A 20,385-nucleotide genomic window follows, 5' to 3' on the forward strand; every position below is an offset into this window, starting at 1 on the left:
GTTTAAACGGCACCCAAACTGTCGCTGAGAAAAGTATCTAAGTGTTGTAGCGCGATTGCTTGCCCCGCTGCAACGGCATGGTCTGCAGCAAGGTTATAACCCCAGAGGGCGAGGAATAATTTCACATCCGCCAACTCCGGATGTTTTTGCACCCCATCGAGTGCCGGTAGGCGATCCTCAGTGAAATAAATCGGCTGGCCTGGATGCTGAGCTTTCAATCCTTTCAGAACCTCAGGTTTGCTGAGCTTGCGGTCCATCCCGAAAATCTTCTCGTCGGCCAATTCAATGTTGTTGGCTCTGAGGATTTCCTTGACGAAGCGTTCTTGCTTGGTCGTAATCACACACCACAAATGCCTCTGGCCCAAGCGCCGCAATTTTTCCGCAACCCCCGGATACAAAGGATTCTTGGCTATCCAATCGGCACGATCACTAGCAATCCAATTGTCGCGAGTATCACCGAACAGCTTTTTCAAATCGTCGATGCTTAAATGGATTTCATCCAGCATCCGTTGCACTTTAGCGGCGTAGTTGGCGTAAATAGCGGCAGTGCTTTTGCCCAAATACATGAGGCGGATGATCAGAATAGCTTCGTAACCCGTCTCGATAATCGGTCGCACTTCGCGAAACTGCTCAACGATAGCCTGAGGTACCGCGTCAGGCATGTCTTTCCAAATAGTAGTGCCGGCTTTCCAGCCGGTGATCGCGGTTTCAACTGCACTGTCGCAGACAACGCCATCAAAATCCAGTGCATAAATAATCGAATCGTTCATTGAAATTAGGGGTATCCGGAGTCACGGTAAGTGAGCGGTATTGTAACGGATGAAGCGGCGGATAATCTGGATTGCATCGCAAAACTTTCCAGTAATCGTGTCACCTTCAATCATTCTTAACCCTGCTCTTAAATACCCCTCGCCTTTTGTCCTTGAGGGCACAGAATTAATCGAAAGGTGATCCGACCTGGGCTTCGACGCGCTCAGCTCGCACGGAATACCCGTGATCAATAGGGCCGGGGTAAGCGCTACGAATCCCGCAAAAAAAAACAGGGGCGGAATACACCCCTGTTTTTAATCGCCTTTACAGTACCGCCAACAAAACAGTTGGCAGTTTTCCGAATACGAAGGCTACTTACTGACGAGAATACTGACGGTACCGGTTTTATTGGCGGTATCGGTGGCAACCGCTTTTATCGAATGGCTGCCGGCAGCCACTTTCTTGACATTCCAGCTATAGCTCAAGGTTTTGTTAGTCGTAGACGACACCAGCTTGTTATCGATATAAAGCTGCACTTTAGCGACGGCAACGTCGTCATTAGCAGCAGCAGAGATACTCACCACGCTACCACTCAGTTTCGCACCGTTAATCGGGTTAGAAATAGTCACGGTTGGCGCCGCTTGATCCGTGGTGCTTACCGTGGTTTGATTTTGTACGTTCACAGTCACGGCGCTTGATGAACCTTGGTTTCCGGAAGAGTCAGTCGCCACCGCCGTTAAATTGATATTGCCGTTTGCCACAGTCGTGGAATCCCAACTGAATGTGTAAGGCGCAGTGCCATCTGTTCCGACCAATTTACCGCCTGCGTAAAATGAAACCTGGCTTACGGCGACATTATCGTTAGCGTTAACGGCGACAGCGGCCAAACCACTTACCACAGAACCAGCAGTTGGAGATGAAATGGCAGCGGTCGGCGCGAGAGTATCTCTAGCCACTGTATTGAGCGCTAATTGCACAGCGGCGTTAGCATTGATACGTCCATAGCCATAGTTTGGATCAAAATTAACACCGGATACTTTATCCGCAGAATCTTTTAGTACCTTTTCGACATCCGCAGGCACCAAGTTGGGATTTGCGGCTTGAATCAACGCGACTACACCGGCTGTCACAGGGCTAGAAAACGAGGTCCCGTTCCAATTGGCATATCCGCCACCTCTCAGAAGCGTGGCAATAGAAGTGCCGGGAGCTGCGACATCAATAAAGGCGCCATAGTTGGACCAACTGGCCTTCACATCATTCCAATCGGTTGCTGAAACAGAAATCATGTAGGGGTTATCGGTATAACCGGGATCCACTCCGTCGTTGGCGCCTGCAACAACCACTATTCCGCCTTTGGAATTCATATACTGGGCCGCCGATGACACCGCCGAGCTACCACTCACCCCATAACTGATATTTGCGACATCGGCACCATTATCTGCCGCCCAACTCAAACCCCTAGCTATATCGCTCCAATAAGCGTATCCCGTAGAATCGTTAGTAATCCTCACCGGCATCACTTTAGCATTCCAGGCCACGCCGGCAACCCCAGTAGCGTTATCGGTGACAGCCGCCGCTGTACCGGCAACAGCCGTACCATGACCATTGATGTCAGAGGTATCAGAGCCGCCGTCCACGGCATTCCAGCCCGGAATCATATGATTAGCCAAATCCGGATGCGAACCATCAACGCCGCTATCCAATACAGCTATAGTAATGCCATCAGCTTTGGAAACATCCCAAGCCCCAGGCGTTTGTATTTTTGCTAAATGCCACGCACCGGCAAAATTCGGATCATTCGGGGTAGTCGTACTCATGGGCTGAACCATATCCAGCTCAGCGAACTCGATATGGGGATTTTTTGATAATGCCCGTACCACCGCTTCTTCCGCTTGTTCAGGAACGCTAACGATATGAACCGGCAAATTGCCGATCTTTTCGCTGCTTTTACCTTGATTGCCCCGCAGAATTTTTTCAAACTCCGCATCCGACAAACCCGCATTGGGTTTAACTAAAATTTGCCCTGGTTTCCAGGTTTTGGCGACGTTACCAGCTGACGCCGGCAACTGTTGCATATCCTGATTTATTTGCAAAATTTCCTGGTCTAGCAAGTATTTATCAAGATAAATGATTGCGGGCACTGCCAGTAGCGCGACACCTAAAGTGATGTATAAATTTTTTTTGTTCATGACTGTTCCCCTCGTTTTTGTTTTGAATATCCAAATCTTAAACACCTCATCCTTGGCTTCTTTGCCTTGAGGCTTTCTGAACGTAAGCTAATTTGAATGTTCTGAATTAGCTTTCTGCTTGGAAGGAAGTCTAAAAAAACTGGGCTGCCATTACTGTGACTTTGCTTTCAGAATCACCATAACAACAATGGGGTAACACATATTGCTAAAGCTACCAGACAATTTCTGGAAAAAAAAACGCCGGATTAACCGGCGTTTTTTAGGTGTGTAAACAAGTCGGACAATCAGACTTTGCTTTTACGTGACAAACCCATGCCCAACAAGCCCATGCCCAGCAAAGCTACAACGCTTGGCTCGGGCACGCTGCCTTGACCACCGCCACCGCCGTCGCGTGTATAGTTACCGATCAGGAAGCCACTATCCGAGCAACCTGCACAACCCGCCGTACTTAGTGATTGCAAATGCGCACCCAATTGACCGGCAGGTAACGTAGCTTCCGAGCTCTGTAGTGCCGCTGCGGAATAAAAGTCATCCAAAGTCCAATTGCGGTTTAAGGTTGCTGTAAATAACAAATTCACGGTATTTGTTACGTCCGCAGCATTGGGTTGGCCTGCCGGATCGAGTGCTTGAAATGAAAACGAAGGATTGAAACTCCCTCCACCTTGAACTGTTGCAGGAGATTGAATCTCCCAGCCAACTGGATTGTATCCCCCAAAAGTTACATCCGCGACGTTGACCAACGACCCCAAGTTGAAATAGAACTCGTCAAGCTTTGCATTCGGATGTAAAGGCGAAGCGATATCCACTGTCCAACTAGCGACTGTGTCTACGACATTAATGCCGACGTTGATGAACAGATTGTCCGGATTATTGGTTCTGGGATCGCCTGTTAGGCTACCCGCTACGCTAAATGAAGCCGCTTGAGCGCCGCCCCCGAAAATTGCCGTTGACGACAATAATCCCGCCAAAAGCATGTGTTTAATTTTGGTTTCCATGATGATCCCCCGCAAATAAATTTGTAAAACGTCGAACTATTTCTTTGACTATGATTTCGTGAAAAAGGCACAAAACCCTGAAAATACCTAAGCAAATAGTAGACCATAAAAAATTTATGCTATAAAACATATACTTAAAAACAAACACCCCCCAAAAAACAACACAGCCTGTAAATTTTTTCGTCAGAATTTGCTTACATTACCGTGCATTACAATTCAAACCTACCTGAGCATCAACTAAGAAAAACTGCGTCGTGGCATCAACTTAATCGGTTTTTCCCCAGGGATTTTCATTAAGTTTTTTTTTGCAAATTCAATGCCAGAACGCTTTTGCAAAGCAATTTCAGGAAAAAATCCCGACGCATTGTCATAAAAATTTAACACTACCCCGAACCACAATTTTCATTTGGAAATTCAGCATTTTTGCCTGTAAAAAAAACTGACAACACACTTACGCTGTTTAATGTTTTGCCAGTCATGATCAATTGACCCAATCGAAAAATTGAAACTTCGTTTTTTTAATACAGAAAACCTACCTGGGAGAATGCACCGTGGCTAGTGCTGCCCAAGCGCGCGCCTTGCGACTCGACAAATCAACTATTTCAACGATCTATGGTATAAAGCGCTGCGATTTAATCGTAGCGCTTCCATCATGCTTTGGAATACAAGCCGCGGAAGCTATGCCTAGAAAGCCAATCGGTAACGCTGTAGGTGTTAGTTAGTTTTGGATTAATAACAATATTGAGGGGGACAAATCATGATAGAACTTCTGGTAATCTTAGGGCTGGCAGTAGTCGGTTGGCTGGTCTGGAAAGGCAAACTAAAACTCAAGCCCATCGGCAAGACGCCGGAGAATAAACAGGCGACACCACCTCAACCTGCAGCTTCCCGTGCAGCCAATTCCCCTTCGCAACCGAATACCGCGTCGCCAACCACTCCAATAGCGCAAGAAATCGAGCCCCCGGTAGAGTCTCCCATCCAAGTGCCTGAACCAATTGCCGAACCCGCGCCACAGGCGCCAATCGTCACAGCAGTTACCGAAGAGCCGAGAACACCGACGAAAGAAGAGCCGGCAATCATAATGCCGGAAGATTCAGTATTAAAACGCCATTATCTGGCAGCATTGCAAGTGGAGAAAGAGGCCCTCAGCAATCCCTATCCCACCGACTCCGTGCTGCGCCGTCACTACGAAACGCTGCACAAAATCGCATCGCCTCAGCATTCACAAGCGGTGGACGAATCGGCGCCCTCCCAGCCGGAAGCTGCGGCGCAGCCAGCCAGCCCTGTAGAAGCGGTTCTGCCTGAAGATTCGTCAGTGCAGACGCAGGACCTTGAGCAATTACGCCGCGAAATTTTAGCCGAATTGCCAACACCGCCTACCGACTCGGTGTTGAAACGTCACTATGACAGCTTACTGCAAACCAAACTGCAACAACGGCTAGCCTCACAATAGGCACTGAGAAATCTCGGCAGGTTTCAACAGCCGCCCGTACGCCAGGACGCTATGGGCGGTCGTCCCGCGAAAGAGTTGCCTAGGCGCTATACCTTCAAAGCCCATTAAAATTCCTGGTAAGCTCCCATGGACATATGGGTATGTTGGCGCTACAGATTTTTGACAATCCGATGAATGACGGTATGCTGGGTAAATCTTTGTCTATGCATCTTGATGGGGATACATAGACTTTAAGAAGCGCCATCCCAACGTTTACGACAAGCACAAGTAATTCGATAACTGACCGGCATCAGCATGAATGACATATACCAATTCTCGGCGACTAACATTAACGGCGAAACTGTCGCTTTGGCAGATTACCGCGGAAAAGTACTGCTAATCGTCAACACCGCCAGTCGATGCGGCTTTACCCCGCAGTTCCGTGGCTTGGAAGCGCTTTACCAGACCTATAAAAGCCGCGGCTTAGTGATCCTGGGGTTTCCGTGCAATCAATTCGGCCAGCAGGAACCAGGCGATAGCCAAGAAATTGCCAGTTTTTGCGAACTGAACTATGGCGTTAGCTTCCCCATGTTCGAAAAAATCGACGTTAACGGTAACCACGCACATCCGCTGTTCGAGTATTTGAAAACCGCAGCCCCGGGAATCCTGGGTTTAAATGCCATTAAATGGAATTTCAGTAAATTTCTGGTCGGCCGAGATGGCAAGGTTTTTAAACGCTATGCGCCGATAGACACGCCGGCAGGTATCAGTAAAGACATAGAGCGCTTACTGAGTAAGAGCGACGCCCCCGTTAAGGCGTAGCAAAACTTTTCACCCAGTCGCCCGGCCTTACTGCACCGGCAACCGCCGTTGAATCCAGGGTACCCGCCGCCGTAGCAGCACTAACGTCGGTTATCGTCAAGATGCCTTGCGACTCGCCCAAACCCGCTCCCGCCGTACCGCCGGCGGACGCCGAATAAATCATCAGCTTATCACCGACTCTGATTTTATCCTGGGCGCCGGCGGCAATCACGATCCGGTTGTTGCCGGCTTGTATCACCCGGGTGGTAAAGGGATAGCAGCCGAATAATTTGTGAATATCTTCACTGGCCTGCTGAATGATCTCGCTGATGGCGTGACCGGCCGACGTGGAGTTGAAACGCTCGCTACCCACCGTATAGCCGCTCGGCAGCGAGACGTCGCCCAGGATGGAATCGGTATAACGATGTTGAAACAGCAAGGCACCGCTAAAACCGTCGTAAACAAATACGTCAATCCCAACACTACGGCGAGCGACAAAATCCCGGACCATGGATTTTAAATCCGCCAGTGCGCCGCTACCACGCACATATTCTGTAGACTCCACCCGAAAATCGCGAATCACGCCCGATAACACGAACTGCGCGTTCTGTTGCTTGGCAATATTCAGAATAACCGACTCACCACTACCCTCGGCAAAGCGAATCTCCGGCGCCATGTCGGGCCGGCTATATAAAGAGGTGTTGGTCAGATTACGGCCGATAAAATCGCCGGTTTCCATCAACTGGTTATTAATTTCTCGGGGAATGCCGCTGTATAAATCCTGGCTTTCGGTACCGCTGATTTGATCGGCATTCATGACCGGAAAACCGGTGGCGACTATTTTTTTCCGATACGGCGAGCCGCAGCGCTGCTTATCGGACAACACGGCCAGCACCTGCACATGATAAAGATCGGCATCCTGCCATTCGTCGACCACCTTAATATCACTAACCAGCATCGCCGAGTTATTGTTGCGTTTAAGCTGCATAGATGCCTGATGCACCGCATCGTCGATAGCCGCACGGCGGGCTGCTTCGATACCGCCGCCAACGATTGGCGCACTGCCTTGCACGCTGACCTGCTGACCAGACACGGCAACGCCATTCTCATCGCCGCCCCGCTTACTATTACCGCTGCTGCATGCAGCCAGCAAAGCGATCAGTAACACTGTTAGCAAGTTTTTATAAGGCACTATAAAATCCGTTGATCAACAAATACTGAAATATCGTCCGCAAGCCGGTGTTGGCTATCCATTCCACATCGTACAGACCGGCTTCCAGCAAAGTATCGTCCACGACATTGGGCTTTTTGGAAAAGCCAGACACATAATATTGATCGCTACAATCGCGTGCGCCGCAGGCCAGGTTGGCCGAAGTCACCGTTGCCGTTTTATAGCCCAGCCGGGTAAACGCCAGCTTGTTATCTTCCTGTAGACACTGGCCGACGACATAGGTATCGCCGGACATGCATTGGTAAAAACGCGGGCTAAGACGCAATTCCAGCGTCGTTTTTAAATTGTCTCTGACAGTCCGATAATCGGCGGCACGCGCTTCGCGTAAATAACTATCCAGATAAACCCGGTAAACCTCGTCGCGCATCACTTGAGCGCCGACCGTGGTTTGATTGCCCAATTTTTCTTGATACAGCAAATCCGCCAAGCCGCGATAGGCATCCAGTTTGGCAGCTTGTTGCGCCTGTAACCAGCGCTGATTAACCGCCAGCTTGCCGCTATCGTCGAAACGGCTATAACCGGTAGCGCGCAGGGCTTTACCGGCTGACGGCGACGGCGCCTCGGCACTTTTACCGCCCACGGACGCGCACCCCGTCGCGACTGCCATTACCAACAGCAAACAGATTGTCTGAAACGCTTTCATAACCCCTCCTCCTACTCGCCTAAGTCATCGACTACTTGGGCTTTTTCTTGAGGGCGGATGACAAATTATGCCCTTGAGCCGGTTGAAATTGCTTTCAGCAAATCGCGGCAAAAACTAACCGTGCGTCTTGTCGCCGGCCACTGACCAGAGTTTTTCCAGCTGATACAGTTCGCGGGCTTGACCGGTCATCACATGCACGATCACATCGCCCAAATCCAACAAGATCCAATCGGAACTTTGATCGCCTTCCAATCCTAGCGGCTGCTGCCCCTGCTCCTTGACCTTTTCCACTACATAATCACACAGCGATTTGGCGTGCCGAGACGAGGTACCGGTGGCAATGACCATATAATCGGTAATACTGGTTTTGCCACGCACATCGATAGTCTTGATGTTAAGGCCTTTACGGTCGTCGAGCTCGGTTTCGACCAGCTTAAGTAATGCTTCTGTTTGCATTCAATTTCCTGTGTGATGAATGAGGGGTTGATATAAATGATGCCGTCGAATCAATTCGATGACCCGCTCGGGCAGTAAAAATTGTGGATCGCGCCCGGCAGCCACCAGTTCGCGGATTGCGGTAGCAGAAATCGCCAGCGCGGTGACTTCCTGGAAGGTTAACAGTCCTGCATTCTGCCGGCTTAATTGGGCTCGGTCTTTGGCGATTCGTTGTTGTAAAAACGCCGATAGCGCCGATCCGGCATAGCCCGGTCGAGTCATCACCACGATGTGCGCATAATCGAATAAGCGTTGCCATTGATGCCAACGTTCCAAACCGGCAAAGGCATCGGCGCCGATAAACAACAGCAAAGGCGTATCGCCCATTTCGTTGCGTAAGGAATGCAGCGTATCCACCATATACGATGGCCCCGCCCTATCCAACTCGCGCCGATCAACGCTAAAGCCGTGAGTATCGGCGACGGCGACTTCCAGCATTTGCAAACGCAGGTGCGCCGGCACGTCGGGTTCGTCTCGGTGCGCCGGCAGACGGCAGGGAATCAAGCGCAGCTGCTCCAATTCAAACAGCTCTTTCACTTCCAGCGCGGTGCGCAAATGGCCGTAATGGACCGGATTGAACGTGCCGCCGTAAACCCCGATCATTATTGGCGGATATGCCCGTCGCCCAGCACGATAAATTTCAACGAGGTCAAGCCATGCAAGCCAACCGGGCCGCGCGCATGCAGCTTGTCGGTACTGATGCCAATCTCCGCACCCAAACCGTACTCAAAGCCGTCGGCAAACCGCGTGGAGGCATTGACCATCACCGAGCTGGAATCCACTTCGCGCAAAAAGCGCCGCGCCAAAGTGTAATCCTCGGTGACGATGGCCTCGGTATGAGCCGAGCTGTAGGTATTGATATGCGCTATCGCCTCGTCGATGTCCGCGACAATCTTGATGGACAAAATCGGCGCCAAATATTCGGTATGCCAATCTTCTTCAGTCGCGCGTACAGCGTTTTTGATCAAGGAACAGGTTTTCAAGCAACCGCGCAGTTCCACGTTTTTTGCCGCATATTGTTCGGCCAAAATCGGCAACACCGTCGCGGCGATACTTTCCGCCACCAGCAAGGTCTCCATCGCATTACAGACGCCGTAGCGATGGGTTTTCGCGTTCATCGCAATCGCCACTGCTTTATCCAAGTCGGCTTTGCCGTCGATATAGACATGGCAAATACCGTCCAGGTGCTTGATCACCGGGATAGTCGCTTCGCCGCTGATCCGTTCGATCAGGCTTTTGCCGCCACGCGGCACGATCACGTCAACATAATCCTGCATCGTAATCAGCTCACCGACTGCGGCCCTATCGGTGGTTTCCACCACTTGCACAGCCTGCTGCGGCAAACCGGCAGCGGCTAATCCGCTGGCAATGCACACCGCAATCGCTCGATTGGAATGAATCGACTCGGAACCGCCCCGCAAAATACAGGCGTTGCCCGACTTCAAGCACAAGGCCGCCGCATCGACAGTAACGTTAGGCCGCGATTCGTAAATAATGCCGATCACACCCAAGGGCACGCGCATTTGCCCCACCTGAATCCCGCTGGGCTGATAGTTAAGATTGGTAATTTCCCCAACCGGATCGGGCAGCGCGGCAACCTGCTTCAGGCCTTCTATCATGGCTTGGATGCGGGCTGGTGTCAGTTCCAGACGGTCCAGCGACGCCGGATCCATACCGTTCTGTTTGCCCGCCGCCAGGTCTTTGCGATTTTCGCTGGCTATCTCGGCGCTACCGGCGGCGATAGCCTCGGCAATTTTCAATAAAGCGCTATTTTTCCGCCCGCTCTCGGCCTTGCTGATCTCGCGGCCGGCCGCTCTGGCCTGTTGCCCCAATTGCTGCATGTACTGTTTAACGTCCACAATTATCGACCCGATGAATTGGAAAAGCCGGCATTATAGCAAGCCGGGCCAAGTTACAACGAATGCGGCAAACTCAACGCCCTTTCCTGCCGTAAATTCGGCACTGCACGACAGAGCCCTTCCCATTGCCAAGCCAGAACCGAGCTCGTAGACTGCAACATTGGATTAACACCCACTTTATTCAAAGGTACCCTGAAATGAGTCAGCTTTTTTCGCCTTATTCCCTCGGCACGGTTACGCTGCCCAACCGTATCGTCATCGCGCCGATGTGTCAGTACTCGGCAGTCAACGGCGAAGCCAGCGATTGGCATTTAATGCATCTAGGCAATTTGGCGATGTCCGGCGCCGGCTTGTTGATTATCGAAGCCACGGCCGTGGAGCCGGAAGGCCGCATCTCGCCGGCCGATCTCGGCCTCTGGTCGGACGACACCGAAGCCGCTTTGGCCCGGGTGTTAACTGCGGTGCGAAAATATTCGCAGATACCCATAGCGATTCAGCTGGCACACGCCGGCCGCAAGGCCTCCACCGCCGCGCCCTGGGACGGTGGCGGTCTGGTCAATATCGAACAAGGCGGCTGGCAGACCGTCGCACCGTCGGCACTGCCTTTTATGCCGGACGACCCCGCGCCGACTGCGCTCGATGCCAGCGGATTGCAACGCATCGTGCAGGCGTTTGTATCGGCCGCCAAGCGCACGCATAAATTGGGGCTGGACGCCATCGAGATACACGCCGCCCACGGTTATTTGCTGCACGAATTCCTCTCGCCCTTATCCAATCAGCGTGACGACGAATACGGCGGCTCGCTGGAAAACCGGATGCATTTCCCGTTGGCGGTATTCGACGCGATGCGGGCTGCCGTACCAATGCAAATACCCATCGGCGTGCGAATTTCCGCGACCGATTGGGTGGACGGCGGCTGGGACTTGGCGCAAAGCGTGATCTTTGCCAAAGCCTTGCAAGCACGCGGCTGCGCGTTTATCCACGTCTCCAGCGGTGGCCTGTCGCCACTACAAAAAATCCCGGTTGGCCCCCATTACCAAGTGCCGCTGGCGGCGAGCATCCGAGCAGCAACCGGCCTGCCCACCATTGCCGTCGGCCTGATCACAGAAGCGGAAGACGCCGAAGCCATCGTCGCCGACGGCCAAGCTGATATGGTGGGCTTAGCGCGCGGCATACTCTACGATCCACGCTGGCCCTGGCATGCCGCCGCCAAACTGGGCGCCCAAGTCGCAGCGCCGCCGCAATACTGGCGCTGTCAGCCGCGCGAACAAAAGGCTTTATTTGGCGACATTCGCTTTCGGCAACGCTAAGATTTTGACTGGCTTAACCACGTCAATCAGTCACATAATAAATTCGTCCATGTAGTTGTAACCGGCTGTATTTGAATATTGGAGATTCATGCGTTTTTTAGGCACTGCAAACCCCGCTTTTCTAAGACTGTTAACGTTTCGCGTACTGATCGTGCTGGCCTATCAAATCGTGGCGATTGTGGTGGGCTGGCATATCTACGAACTGACGCACGACCCGCTGGCCTTGGGCCTGATAGGCCTGGCCGAAGTGGTCCCGTATTTTTGCAGCGCGCTGTTCGCCGGTTACGCTGTCGATCATTACTCACGGCGCTGGTTCGCGATTTCAGCGTGTTTGCTGTTATGCCTCAACGCCTTGACCTTGACCGCCATCGCCGCACAATGGATTCCCGATAATCCGCTGGTATTGATGTACGGCTCCATAGCCGTCACCGGCGTGGCGCGGGCCTTTATCGGCCCATCTTACAGCGCACTGTTCGCCCTGGTTTTGCAACGTGAACAATATGCGCGCGCTGCCGGCCTAGGAAGTTCGGTATTTCAGTTTGCTTTAGTCGCTGGCCCGGCACTGGGCGGGATTCTGGTCGGCTGGGCCGGCAAGACTGTGGCTTACGGCATTTCCGGTGGTTTATGTGTGTTGGCCGCGCTGGCTTTGCTGTCCTTACGCATCAAGGAACCGCCGGCAGCGGAAAGCGCGCCGATTTTTACCAGCATCGCCGAAGGCCTGCGCTTTGTATTCAATAACCAGATCATCTTGGGCGCGCAGTCGCTGGATATGTTCGCGGTATTGTTTGGCGGCGCGGTAGCCATGCTGCCGGCCTTCATTCACGACATATTTCATTACGGCCCGGAAGGCCTGGGGATTTTACGTGCAGCGCCCGCCGTTGGCGCGGTGATGACCGGCTTGTTTCTAGCCCGGCATCCCCTCAACAAGCAAGCCGGACGCTGGTTGCTGATCGCCGTAGCCGGCTTTGGCTTGTGCATGATCGGCTTTGCGCTTTCGACCAGTTTTTGGGTAGCAGGCCTGGCCTTACTGTTGTCTGGCATTTGCGACGGGGTATCGGTGGTGATGCGCACCACCATCATGCAATTGGCCACGCCGGATAATATGCGCGGCAGAGTCGCGGCGATCAACGGCATATTCATCGGCTCATCTAACGAACTGGGTGCGTTCGAATCCGGGGTTGCCGCTCGGCTGCTGGGCTTGGTACCGTCAGTAGTGTTTGGCGGAGGCATGACGCTGTTGGTAGTGGCGGTTACGGCTAAATGCGCGCCTAAACTACGCAGGCTGGAGCTTAATCAGCTCCAGTAATCTTCGTGTCAATTGCCCAAAACAGCGGTTTTATTCAGACTTTTTTCCGCGCATCAATAAAAAACCCGCGCCAATCGTGGCTACCACTAAAACTAACATCAAGATCGGATGTTGATAAAACATGTCAAAAAATGCACCGGTGCTTTGCGATGTACCTCTGTAATACGGTCCCATGTCTCCCCCTGAATACCTGACTTAAACCCAATTTCGCCAAAACGGCGAAACAAATCTGGAATTTACCTTGGAAATTGGCGTTGTCCAATTTCGCTGAGACAGCATCGCTATCTCGCGGACGGGATTATCCGCTTTGCCCGGCGTCACGGGTTAAGGGTGAGATGATCCGGACCGATGCAGGAGGTTGAAGCCGCCCATCATGATGATGGGCGGCCTGATGGCTCAGTAGTCGCCCGTTAAACTCGCGTTGGTTACTGCTCTTTAAGAATTTAATGTCATAAGACTTCGCGAGAAACCGGATTTTCCGGCTATTTTTCGGACCCCGGCTATGACAATGCTTGCTTTAAGAGCAGTATATAAAACGGGAAACACCACGCTTTACCGATCTGCGTTTCGGCGTTGAAGTCACCGTGTACATCTACAACCGCTAAACAAATACAAGCGGAGTTAACATAACCAGTTACTCCGCTTTTTTCCCGCATAAATTGGCATTGAAGCGGCCTGAACTAACGAAAGTCCGTACCCGCGAGAACAGGCCGTAAAATTCGCAAGCTCTAAGGTCTGCAAAGTAGCGCAACCTGCCAGTACCTCAACATAGCGAACCACTCAGCAGCCAAGCCCCAAGCCGTTCATTAGTCCAGCCGCGACACCTTTATGGGTTCCGGCATCATCCAAGCCACCAGCATCGATAAAGCCGCGCATGCGCTAACGTAGTATGCAAACCATTCCGCGTGTCCCAGGCTTTTCAGCCACAGAGCCAGGTACTCGGCGGTGCCGCCGAATATCGCTACGGTCAAGGCGTAGGGAAAGCCAACCCCCAAGGCCCGAATATGCACCGGAAACAGCTCGGCTTTGACAATGGCGTTAACCGACGAATAGCCCGAGACAATCAACAATGCACAAACATACCATCCCAATGCCGACTCCAATGTTTGCGCGTGGCCCAATAGATCAAGCAATGGCACAGTAAACAGGGTTGCGCCAGCGCCAAAGGCAATCAGCATCTTGCGGCGGCCGAGGTAGTCAGAAATTAAACCGAACAGCGGCTGTAGCAACATGAATACGATCAAGGCTAGCGTGCAGATTGTGGTGGCATCGTCCTTACTAAAGCCGGTGGTGTTGACCAGATACTTTTGCATGTAGACGGTAAAGGTGTAATACGACAAGGTCCCGCCGGCGGTCAATGCCACCACGGTCATTAACGGTTTGGGGTAGTTCAACAGTTCCCGCAGCTGGGCGCGTTGGGAGGGATAAGTATGTTGTTCGACAAAAGCCGTGGTCTCGGCCATGTTACCGCGTAAGCCCATCGCCACCACCGCCAGTAAGCCGCCGACGATAAAGCCGATACGCCAACCCCAATCATGCAGCTCTGCGCTGCTCAGCAGGCATTTTTGCAGCAACATCAATAAACCCAAAGCCAGAATTTGCCCCAAGACGATGGTGACATATTGAAAACTGGAGTAATAGCCGCGCCGCTCGGGTGCGGCCATTTCGCTTAAATAAGTGGCGGAGCTGCCGTATTCGCCGCCGATACTAAAGCCCTGCAACATGCGGGCGAACAATAACAAGGCCGGCGCCCACATACCAATTACCGCATAGCCCGGCGTGCAAGCGATGATTAACGATCCTAAACACATCAAGCTGACCGAAAGCAACAAAGCGCTTTTCCGGCCTTTGCGGTCCGCCAGACTGCCGAGCAACCATCCGCCCAAAGGCCGAAAAATAAAGCCTACCGCAAATATCGCCGCATTATTCAGCAACTGGGCGGTTTGATCGGTTTCCGGGAAAAAAGCCGGAGCAAAGTACAAGGCAAACGCCGCGTAAATGGCCCAATCAAAATATTCCACCAGGTTGCCAACCGAGCCGCTGAAGATATTGAACAGCCGCCTTGTTTCCGAGTACGGGACATTGGAATGAGACATGTCGTTTAAGCCGATGAGTTTTTGCACATCTTAACTTACGCCCCCCGTTGAACCACACCCATTTCGATGGCGTTTAACAGGGCCGATCCATACCTCAACGGCGGGGCCAGGGGGATTTAGGTGATTTCACGCATTCCCAAACAAAATACGCCAAATCACGCATTTTAGACATCAGGTTTCGAAGCAGCGCACTCCCCGGCTCGACCATGCGCCTGAGCGTGAGCAACTGTAAGAAAATGATTTTATTTGTTTTTTTAAAGCCCTAAACAGGAAAACGCCTAAATCAACGACTTCGGAGCGGTTCTTGCTTACTTTTGAGTTTGCAAAAAAAGCGGGGCCGCTAGGCCGAAAGCATTAACGGCAATGCGTAAGACCTTTTGTAAACTGGGCATGTAAAACTAAATCGATGAGCACAGAGTGTATTGACGACGGCCAACAAGACCTCACCCGCCTGTATCAGGACCACCACCCCTGGCTGCTGCAATGGTTGGAAAAACGGGTGCAGGACCGCCTGCAGGCGGAAGATCATGCCCAAGATACATTTCTGCGCGTCATCGCCGCAAAAGACACACCAAGTCTCAACGAACCCCGTGCCTACCTGACCACCATCGCCAAACGCCTGCTGATCAATCACTGGAGGCGCAACAGTATCGAACAGGCTTATCTGGCGAGACTCGCGGCCTATCCCGAGGAGCGGGTCATTTCGGCGGAGGATAGCGCCATCGTGCTCGAAGTCTTGCGGGAAATCGACGAATTGCTCAATCAACTACCGGCAAAAGTGCGTAAGGCTTTTTTGTTGGCGCAACTCGACGACCTCACTTATGCCGAAATCGGTCGGCAATTAGGCGTCAGTGACCGCATGGTCAGAAAATACATGGCACAAGCCATGTTTCAGTGCCTGAGCGCCGGGTTTTAATCCCAGATGCAACAAAAACGCCCCCTGGAAATCGACCCGCGCATTCTGGCTGAAGCAGCCGAGTGGTTTGCGTTATTCCGATCCGGACGAGTGCAAGCCAATGAAACCGCGCAATGGCAAGCCTGGTTAGCCGCACATCCCGACCATCAAACCGCTTGGTCCAGAGTGGAATTTCATATTGATCGCTTCAAATCGCTGCCGCCCAAAACCGCGTTAGCCGCTTTAAGCGCGCCTGATTTGCAGCGCAGACGCGCCATTAAAAACTTGGCACTGCTGGGTGCCGTCGGCTTAACGAGCTGGCAATTTTCCCGTGCTCGCTACTGGCAAGTCTGGACCGCGGATTACCATGTCGCACAAGGCCAAATCCAAACGATCACTTTGGCGGACGGCTCGACAGTGGCGCTGGACAGCGGCAGCGCCTTGAACGTGGCATTCAGCGCTGATTTGCGGCGCTTGCAACTGATCTCCGGGGAAATTTATATCGAGACCGCCAAGGATAACGCGGGTTGGCAGCGACCCTTTGTGGTCGATACCCAGGATGGCCGGGTTCTGGCGCTGGGCACCCGTTTTAGCGTCAGCCAACAAGCCGACCGCAGCGAGGTCACGGTGTTTGCCGACAGCGTAGAGATTCAGCCAGCCCATCCTAACAGCCCTAAACAGCAGCTACATGCCGGACAAAATACCCAATTTGCAGCTGATCGCATCGAACCCATACAGCCAAGCAAACTCGACAAACCCGCCTGGACCCAGGGCGTCATCGTCGCTGACGACATCCCGCTCAGCGAGTTTCTGCTGCAACTGAATCGTTACCGGCAAGGTTACGTCACCTGCGCGCCGGAAATTGCCGACATGCGCATCATAGGCTCCTTCCCGCTCAAGGATACCGACAAAATCCTGGCCTCGCTGGCTACCAACTTGCCAGTCAAACTCTCCAATCCTCTACCTTTCTGGGTGAAAGTGTTGCCGCGCTGAGCGCGCGCCATCCATCTGTTGCCACTAGGGGTTTGGCTCTGAGACCGCAAACGGGCAATCAGGGGCTCAAAACTTCACGCCCAGTGATTCGTTTTGCGGATGCCTGAAATTTTTTGTCAAACGTGTAGAATTTTTTCACCTGCTGGCTACTCGCCAAGTGTAACGCATCAGCAAAATCCATTCCTTGTTGATGCCAGTCAATGGCCTGAGCAACGACCGTGGGCTGGCTAATATGCACGTTGACCAAGCCGAACAACCCTGAAAACGCCTGGGCAATTTCTGTTGGCGTGTAATCATAGGCAAACCGCAATACCCACTCGGTTTCGAGAATGACGGTATCACCTATAAAAACATCCTGCTTCTTGAACAATTTATAGGCTTTTGCATACTGATCGGCATCATCCCGCGTCAGTAAGCGCACCACAACATTGGTATCAATCGCAATCATCTAATTGCGCCTTCAGACCTTGGTTAATCGCGCGTTCCATATCATCCAGCGACTTGGCACCACCCTGATAAGCCAAACAGCCCGCCACATCATCCAGGCTCGTTTCGCTAAAAGGTGTTTTCGCCTTAAACAAAATACCGTCACCGGTATCGATCACCGACAGCTCTTGACCAGTGTGCCAGTGGTAAATCGAACGCAAATGCTTGGGGATAATCACTTGTCCCTTGCTGGAAAGCTTGGTTTTCTCCATAAAGACTCCAGTCACATGGTAAGAAAAACGTAAGATGTTAGTAACGGGCTCTTTCTCTGTCAACGTACTTCCTTAATCGATCTCCCTTACCATTAATACACCTGGTATGCGCCAAAAAATCAAATTTGTTTTTAAATAAAAACAGCCACTTAAAAATTATTTAAAAATATTTTCAATTTCCAGTTCCGCTTTTTCAGTCTCGATTGACATAGGTAATGACAACCGCATTTTTTAAAGGAGATAAAACCGATGTCATCGACCTTTCACATCAGCAAGCACGACTTACAGCCCTCTCGACTGCACCTGGCTATACAAGGCATTCTACTGGCCTCCGCATTAACCGTATCCGCTCCCGTCCATGCGGAAAGCAGTAACGACCACGCCAGCATTAAGCGCAGCTACCATATTGGCGGCGGCTCGTTGAGTCAGGCCTTAAGGCAGTTTGCGACTAGCTCCGGCTTACTATTTTCAGCGGAAGCCACGTTGACCGACGGCAAAACCACTAGCGGGCTGGATGGCGAGTACACCATCGAAGAAGGCTTTAGAAAACTGCTGGCGGGTAGCGGTTTGACGTACAGCTTTACCGGTGAGGACTCGGTGGCTATCAAGGTGGTGGATTCGGGGAGTAATGCGGCATCGACTTTGCCGGCGGTGACGGTTTTGGGGAAGGCGGTTTATGACTCGACCGATCCGTTTAACAAAGCGTATTCAATTCATGATGCTAGCACTGCCACAAAAACGGATACTCCCCTAATGGAAACGCCTGTAAATATTCAGGTCATACCTAAAGCGGTGCTTAATGACAAACAGGTTATTCAAATGTCTGAAGCTGTTAAATACGTTAGCGGAGTTGTTACTAGTTCAGGTTCTGGGGGGCTATCTGACGATATCTGGTTAAGAGGTTTTCGTTCTTCCACCTATTTCAGAAATGGCTTCAGGATCGACAATCAATATTCATCCATTGGAACCCGCCAAATGGCTAATATAGAACGAATTGAGATCATGAAAGGGCCCGCATCTATCCTGTATGGCCGGATGGAGCCAGGAGGCATGGTAAACGTCGTTACGAAACAACCTTTAGCAACACCCTATTATTCGTTGCAACAACAATTCGGATCTTGGGACTTATTTCGAACCACCGTTGATGCAACGGGCCCAATAAACGCGGATAAATCACTGCTATACCGATTTAATGCTTCCTTTGAAAGTAGCGGGTCGTATCGAGAACTGGTTAATAACGAGAGAACATTTCTAGCGCCTGTTATTACATGGCATTTAAGTCCGCGAACTCAAGCGACTTTAGAACTGGAATATCGCCACGATAATCTCAATTACGATCCGATGGTTTGGCCCTATGTCAACGGACAATTTATCAATATGCCGAAGAGCCGTAACCTGATGGAGCGTTCGCCAAATCCGGTTGAAGAAAAATTGGTTGGAATAAATTGGTCACATGAATTCAATGATAATTGGTCTATCCGTCATCGTTTTAATGCCAATCTGATGGATCGAACCGCTGCATCGGTTTTACCGAACAGTTCCACACTAACGAATGGCAATACGCTCGACCGAATTTTTTATACCGGACCTCAGCATCTAAATACTTATTACACGACGTTAGATTTAACCGGTAATTTTGACACCTATGGGCTCAATCACACCCTAATTGTCGGTGGCGACTACTATCGTATTGATGATTCCGGGGCTTTTCTAAACAGCACATCTTTCCCATCAGTGAATATTTACAATCCTGTTCACACTTCCACGTTAGCCTATGATCCTGCCACCTATTTTCCTTACGACAATAGCACTGACTATTTTGGTATTTATGGGCAAGATCAGATAACTTTGCCGTTTGGCGTCCACATCATGGGCGGACTTCGATATCAATATGTCAAACAAAAAGACAATATTTTGAATCAGGGTTTGACAGCTGATGATGCGGTTACTCCAAGGGTTGGTGTTTTATGGCAGCCGAAGGACTGGCTAAGCCTATACGGTAATTATGTGGAAAATTTTGGTGTATCAAATGCTCAATCTGTTTCACTTAAGCCGTTACCACCTGAGAGTGCTCAGCAATGGGAAGTGGGTGCCAAAACAGAGTTTTTCGGCGGTCGATTAAGCGCCACCTTAGCTTATTTTGATTTGACCAAGCAGAATGTTGCCACCACAGATCCGACTAACCCGCTCTTTTCTGTCGCCACCGGTGAAGTGCGATCACGAGGTCCGGAAATTGATATTCGTGGCGAAATTATGCCGGGAATGAACCTGATCGCGACTTACGCGAATCTTGACACACTCGTTATAAAAGATAATGGCGGTCGTCAAGGTATGCGTCCTTATGCCGTTCCTCGGAACATGGGTAGCCTTTGGGCCACATACGATTTTCAACAGGGGGCACTTGAAGGTTTGAAGTTAGGTGGAGGGGTCTCTCTAAGAGATTCTTCCGTTGATTTTACAAATGTCTACAGTAACGCGGGTTATGCCACTGTCGACTTACTGGCTGGATATAGCTGGAAAGTGGGGCGTTCAAAAATATCAGCTCAACTGAATATTAATAACCTGTTGGATAAGGAATACCTTCAAGACGTGTCTTTTACTCCTGCTGGCCCCGGAACACGTGTCACTATCGGTACGCCAAGGTCATTTCTTGGTTCATTGAAATTGGAGTTTTAACTCGGTAAGTTGGGCT

Annotated in this window: 19 protein-coding genes; 8 read left to right on the forward strand and 11 right to left on the reverse strand. The window is 51.3% G+C overall.

The annotated features are described in order from the left end of the window. Nucleotides 1-2: 2 nt before the first annotated feature. From ACWAU0_RS01960 to ACWAU0_RS01970, 3 genes are all read right to left on the reverse strand, one after another. A complete protein-coding gene (locus tag ACWAU0_RS01960; protein ID WP_458138150.1) occupies nucleotides 3-770 on the reverse strand; it encodes an HAD family hydrolase in 768 nt (255 codons plus the stop codon). Nucleotides 771-1,121: 351 nt separating this feature from the next. Continuing rightward, complete coding sequence (locus ACWAU0_RS01965; protein ID WP_240348218.1) at nucleotides 1,122-2,939, reverse strand: S8 family serine peptidase; 1,818 nt, start codon at nucleotides 2,937-2,939, stop codon at nucleotides 1,122-1,124. A 284-nt stretch (nucleotides 2,940-3,223) separates the two neighbouring features. Continuing rightward, nucleotides 3,224-3,934, reverse strand: coding sequence for a PEP-CTERM sorting domain-containing protein (locus ACWAU0_RS01970; RefSeq protein ID WP_171696344.1), 711 nt, complete (start codon nucleotides 3,932-3,934; stop codon nucleotides 3,224-3,226). Between the two features lie 757 nt (nucleotides 3,935-4,691). Between ACWAU0_RS01970 and ACWAU0_RS01975 the strand changes: the two genes are divergently transcribed. Beyond that, entirely contained in the window at nucleotides 4,692-5,387 is a 696-nt protein-coding gene (locus ACWAU0_RS01975) for a hypothetical protein (protein ID WP_458138151.1), read from the forward strand. 294 nt (nucleotides 5,388-5,681) lie between these two features. Further along, nucleotides 5,682-6,188: a glutathione peroxidase gene (locus tag ACWAU0_RS01980; RefSeq protein ID WP_205453523.1), complete on the forward strand. Its 507-nt coding sequence runs from the start codon at nucleotides 5,682-5,684 to the stop codon at nucleotides 6,186-6,188. On the opposite strand, the gene ACWAU0_RS01985 is transcribed toward ACWAU0_RS01980, so the two are convergent. The 5 genes from ACWAU0_RS01985 to ACWAU0_RS02005 form a co-directional block, all read right to left on the reverse strand. Further along, the gene (locus ACWAU0_RS01985) at nucleotides 6,178-7,359 is read right to left on the reverse strand and encodes a flagella assembly protein FlgT middle domain-containing protein (RefSeq protein WP_458138152.1); all 1,182 of its coding nucleotides are present in this window, start codon (nucleotides 7,357-7,359) and stop codon (nucleotides 6,178-6,180) included. The genes ACWAU0_RS01980 and ACWAU0_RS01985 overlap by 11 nt on opposite strands. After that, the gene (locus ACWAU0_RS01990) at nucleotides 7,349-8,041 is read right to left on the reverse strand and encodes a hypothetical protein (RefSeq protein WP_458138153.1); all 693 of its coding nucleotides are present in this window, start codon (nucleotides 8,039-8,041) and stop codon (nucleotides 7,349-7,351) included. Before ACWAU0_RS01990 ends, ACWAU0_RS01985 begins: the two co-directional genes overlap by 11 nt. Nucleotides 8,042-8,155: 114 nt before the next feature. After that, a complete protein-coding gene (rsfS, locus tag ACWAU0_RS01995) occupies nucleotides 8,156-8,497 on the reverse strand; it encodes a ribosome silencing factor (protein WP_033157031.1) in 342 nt (113 codons plus the stop codon). Beyond that, nucleotides 8,498-9,139 carry a nicotinate-nucleotide adenylyltransferase gene (gene nadD / locus ACWAU0_RS02000; RefSeq protein ID WP_458138154.1) on the reverse strand — a complete coding sequence of 214 codons (642 nt, stop codon included), beginning with the start codon at nucleotides 9,137-9,139 and terminating at the stop codon, nucleotides 8,498-8,500. Next, a complete protein-coding gene (locus ACWAU0_RS02005) occupies nucleotides 9,139-10,377 on the reverse strand; it encodes a glutamate-5-semialdehyde dehydrogenase (RefSeq protein WP_346015197.1) in 1,239 nt (412 codons plus the stop codon). The genes nadD and ACWAU0_RS02005 overlap by 1 nt, the downstream gene beginning before the upstream one ends. 215 nt (nucleotides 10,378-10,592) lie before the next feature. On the opposite strand from ACWAU0_RS02005, the gene ACWAU0_RS02010 reads away from it, so the two are divergent. From ACWAU0_RS02010 to pqqA, 3 genes are all read left to right on the forward strand, one after another. Continuing rightward, entirely contained in the window at nucleotides 10,593-11,705 is a 1,113-nt protein-coding gene (locus ACWAU0_RS02010; protein WP_458138155.1) for an NADH:flavin oxidoreductase/NADH oxidase, read from the forward strand. An 88-nt stretch (nucleotides 11,706-11,793) separates the two neighbouring features. Next, on the forward strand, nucleotides 11,794-13,011 hold the full coding sequence (locus ACWAU0_RS02015; RefSeq protein ID WP_458138156.1) for an MFS transporter: 1,218 nt from the start codon (nucleotides 11,794-11,796) through the stop codon (nucleotides 13,009-13,011). A gap of 530 nt (nucleotides 13,012-13,541) precedes the next feature. Continuing rightward, nucleotides 13,542-13,616 (forward strand): pyrroloquinoline quinone precursor peptide PqqA, encoded by a 75-nt coding sequence (pqqA, locus tag ACWAU0_RS02020; RefSeq protein WP_458139189.1) that lies wholly within the window; start codon nucleotides 13,542-13,544, stop codon nucleotides 13,614-13,616. 201 nt (nucleotides 13,617-13,817) lie between these two features. Here the strand turns inward: pqqA and ACWAU0_RS02025 are convergent, their stop codons facing one another. Continuing rightward, the gene (locus ACWAU0_RS02025; protein WP_458138157.1) at nucleotides 13,818-15,107 is read right to left on the reverse strand and encodes an MFS transporter; all 1,290 of its coding nucleotides are present in this window, start codon (nucleotides 15,105-15,107) and stop codon (nucleotides 13,818-13,820) included. A gap of 406 nt (nucleotides 15,108-15,513) precedes the next feature. Between ACWAU0_RS02025 and ACWAU0_RS02030 the strand changes: the two genes are divergently transcribed. Next, nucleotides 15,514-16,023, forward strand: a complete 510-nt coding sequence (locus ACWAU0_RS02030) for a sigma-70 family RNA polymerase sigma factor (protein ID WP_205453512.1) — start codon at nucleotides 15,514-15,516, stop codon at nucleotides 16,021-16,023. A 6-nt stretch (nucleotides 16,024-16,029) separates the two neighbouring features. Beyond that, nucleotides 16,030-16,995 carry a FecR domain-containing protein gene (locus tag ACWAU0_RS02035; protein ID WP_458138158.1) on the forward strand — a complete coding sequence of 322 codons (966 nt, stop codon included), beginning with the start codon at nucleotides 16,030-16,032 and terminating at the stop codon, nucleotides 16,993-16,995. 58 nt (nucleotides 16,996-17,053) lie between these two features. Here the strand turns inward: ACWAU0_RS02035 and ACWAU0_RS02040 are convergent, their stop codons facing one another. Together ACWAU0_RS02040 and ACWAU0_RS02045 are read right to left on the reverse strand one after the other, a co-directional pair. Then, nucleotides 17,054-17,443, reverse strand: a complete 390-nt coding sequence (locus tag ACWAU0_RS02040; protein ID WP_458138159.1) for a type II toxin-antitoxin system VapC family toxin — start codon at nucleotides 17,441-17,443, stop codon at nucleotides 17,054-17,056. Further along, nucleotides 17,430-17,693 (reverse strand): AbrB/MazE/SpoVT family DNA-binding domain-containing protein, encoded by a 264-nt coding sequence (locus ACWAU0_RS02045; RefSeq protein WP_458138160.1) that lies wholly within the window; start codon nucleotides 17,691-17,693, stop codon nucleotides 17,430-17,432. The genes ACWAU0_RS02040 and ACWAU0_RS02045 overlap by 14 nt, the downstream gene beginning before the upstream one ends. A 249-nt stretch (nucleotides 17,694-17,942) precedes the next feature. Between ACWAU0_RS02045 and ACWAU0_RS02050 the strand changes: the two genes are divergently transcribed. Continuing rightward, entirely contained in the window at nucleotides 17,943-20,369 is a 2,427-nt protein-coding gene (locus ACWAU0_RS02050) for a TonB-dependent siderophore receptor (protein ID WP_458138161.1), read from the forward strand. Nucleotides 20,370-20,385 lie beyond the last annotated feature (16 nt).

The sequence above is a fragment of the Methylomonas sp. Uni0009 genome (assembly GCF_054188105.3).

Bases quoted from the DNA above. Each gene is read 5' to 3' on its own strand.
- ACWAU0_RS02030 (WP_205453512.1), top strand. From the start codon at position 15,514: ATGAGCACAGAGTGTATTGACGACGGCCAACAAGACCTCACCCGCCTG.
- ACWAU0_RS02040 (WP_458138159.1), bottom strand. From the start codon at position 17,443: ATGATTGCGATTGATACCAATGTTGTGGTGCGCTTACTGACGCGGGAT.
- ACWAU0_RS01980 (WP_205453523.1), top strand. From the start codon at position 5,682: ATGAATGACATATACCAATTCTCGGCGACTAACATTAACGGCGAAACT.
- ACWAU0_RS02025 (WP_458138157.1), bottom strand. From the start codon at position 15,107: ATGTCTCATTCCAATGTCCCGTACTCGGAAACAAGGCGGCTGTTCAAT.
- ACWAU0_RS02050 (WP_458138161.1), top strand. From the start codon at position 17,943: ATGTCATCGACCTTTCACATCAGCAAGCACGACTTACAGCCCTCTCGA.
- nadD (WP_458138154.1), bottom strand. From the start codon at position 9,139: ATGATCGGGGTTTACGGCGGCACGTTCAATCCGGTCCATTACGGCCAT.
- ACWAU0_RS02045 (WP_458138160.1), bottom strand. From the start codon at position 17,693: ATGGAGAAAACCAAGCTTTCCAGCAAGGGACAAGTGATTATCCCCAAG.
- rsfS (WP_033157031.1), bottom strand. From the start codon at position 8,497: ATGCAAACAGAAGCATTACTTAAGCTGGTCGAAACCGAGCTCGACGAC.
- ACWAU0_RS01970 (WP_171696344.1), bottom strand. From the start codon at position 3,934: ATGGAAACCAAAATTAAACACATGCTTTTGGCGGGATTATTGTCGTCA.
- ACWAU0_RS02015 (WP_458138156.1), top strand. From the start codon at position 11,794: ATGCGTTTTTTAGGCACTGCAAACCCCGCTTTTCTAAGACTGTTAACG.
- ACWAU0_RS02010 (WP_458138155.1), top strand. From the start codon at position 10,593: ATGAGTCAGCTTTTTTCGCCTTATTCCCTCGGCACGGTTACGCTGCCC.
- ACWAU0_RS01975 (WP_458138151.1), top strand. From the start codon at position 4,692: ATGATAGAACTTCTGGTAATCTTAGGGCTGGCAGTAGTCGGTTGGCTG.
- ACWAU0_RS01990 (WP_458138153.1), bottom strand. From the start codon at position 8,041: ATGAAAGCGTTTCAGACAATCTGTTTGCTGTTGGTAATGGCAGTCGCG.
- ACWAU0_RS01965 (WP_240348218.1), bottom strand. From the start codon at position 2,939: ATGAACAAAAAAAATTTATACATCACTTTAGGTGTCGCGCTACTGGCA.
- ACWAU0_RS02005 (WP_346015197.1), bottom strand. From the start codon at position 10,377: ATGCAGCAATTGGGGCAACAGGCCAGAGCGGCCGGCCGCGAGATCAGC.
- ACWAU0_RS01960 (WP_458138150.1), bottom strand. From the start codon at position 770: ATGAACGATTCGATTATTTATGCACTGGATTTTGATGGCGTTGTCTGC.
- ACWAU0_RS02035 (WP_458138158.1), top strand. From the start codon at position 16,030: ATGCAACAAAAACGCCCCCTGGAAATCGACCCGCGCATTCTGGCTGAA.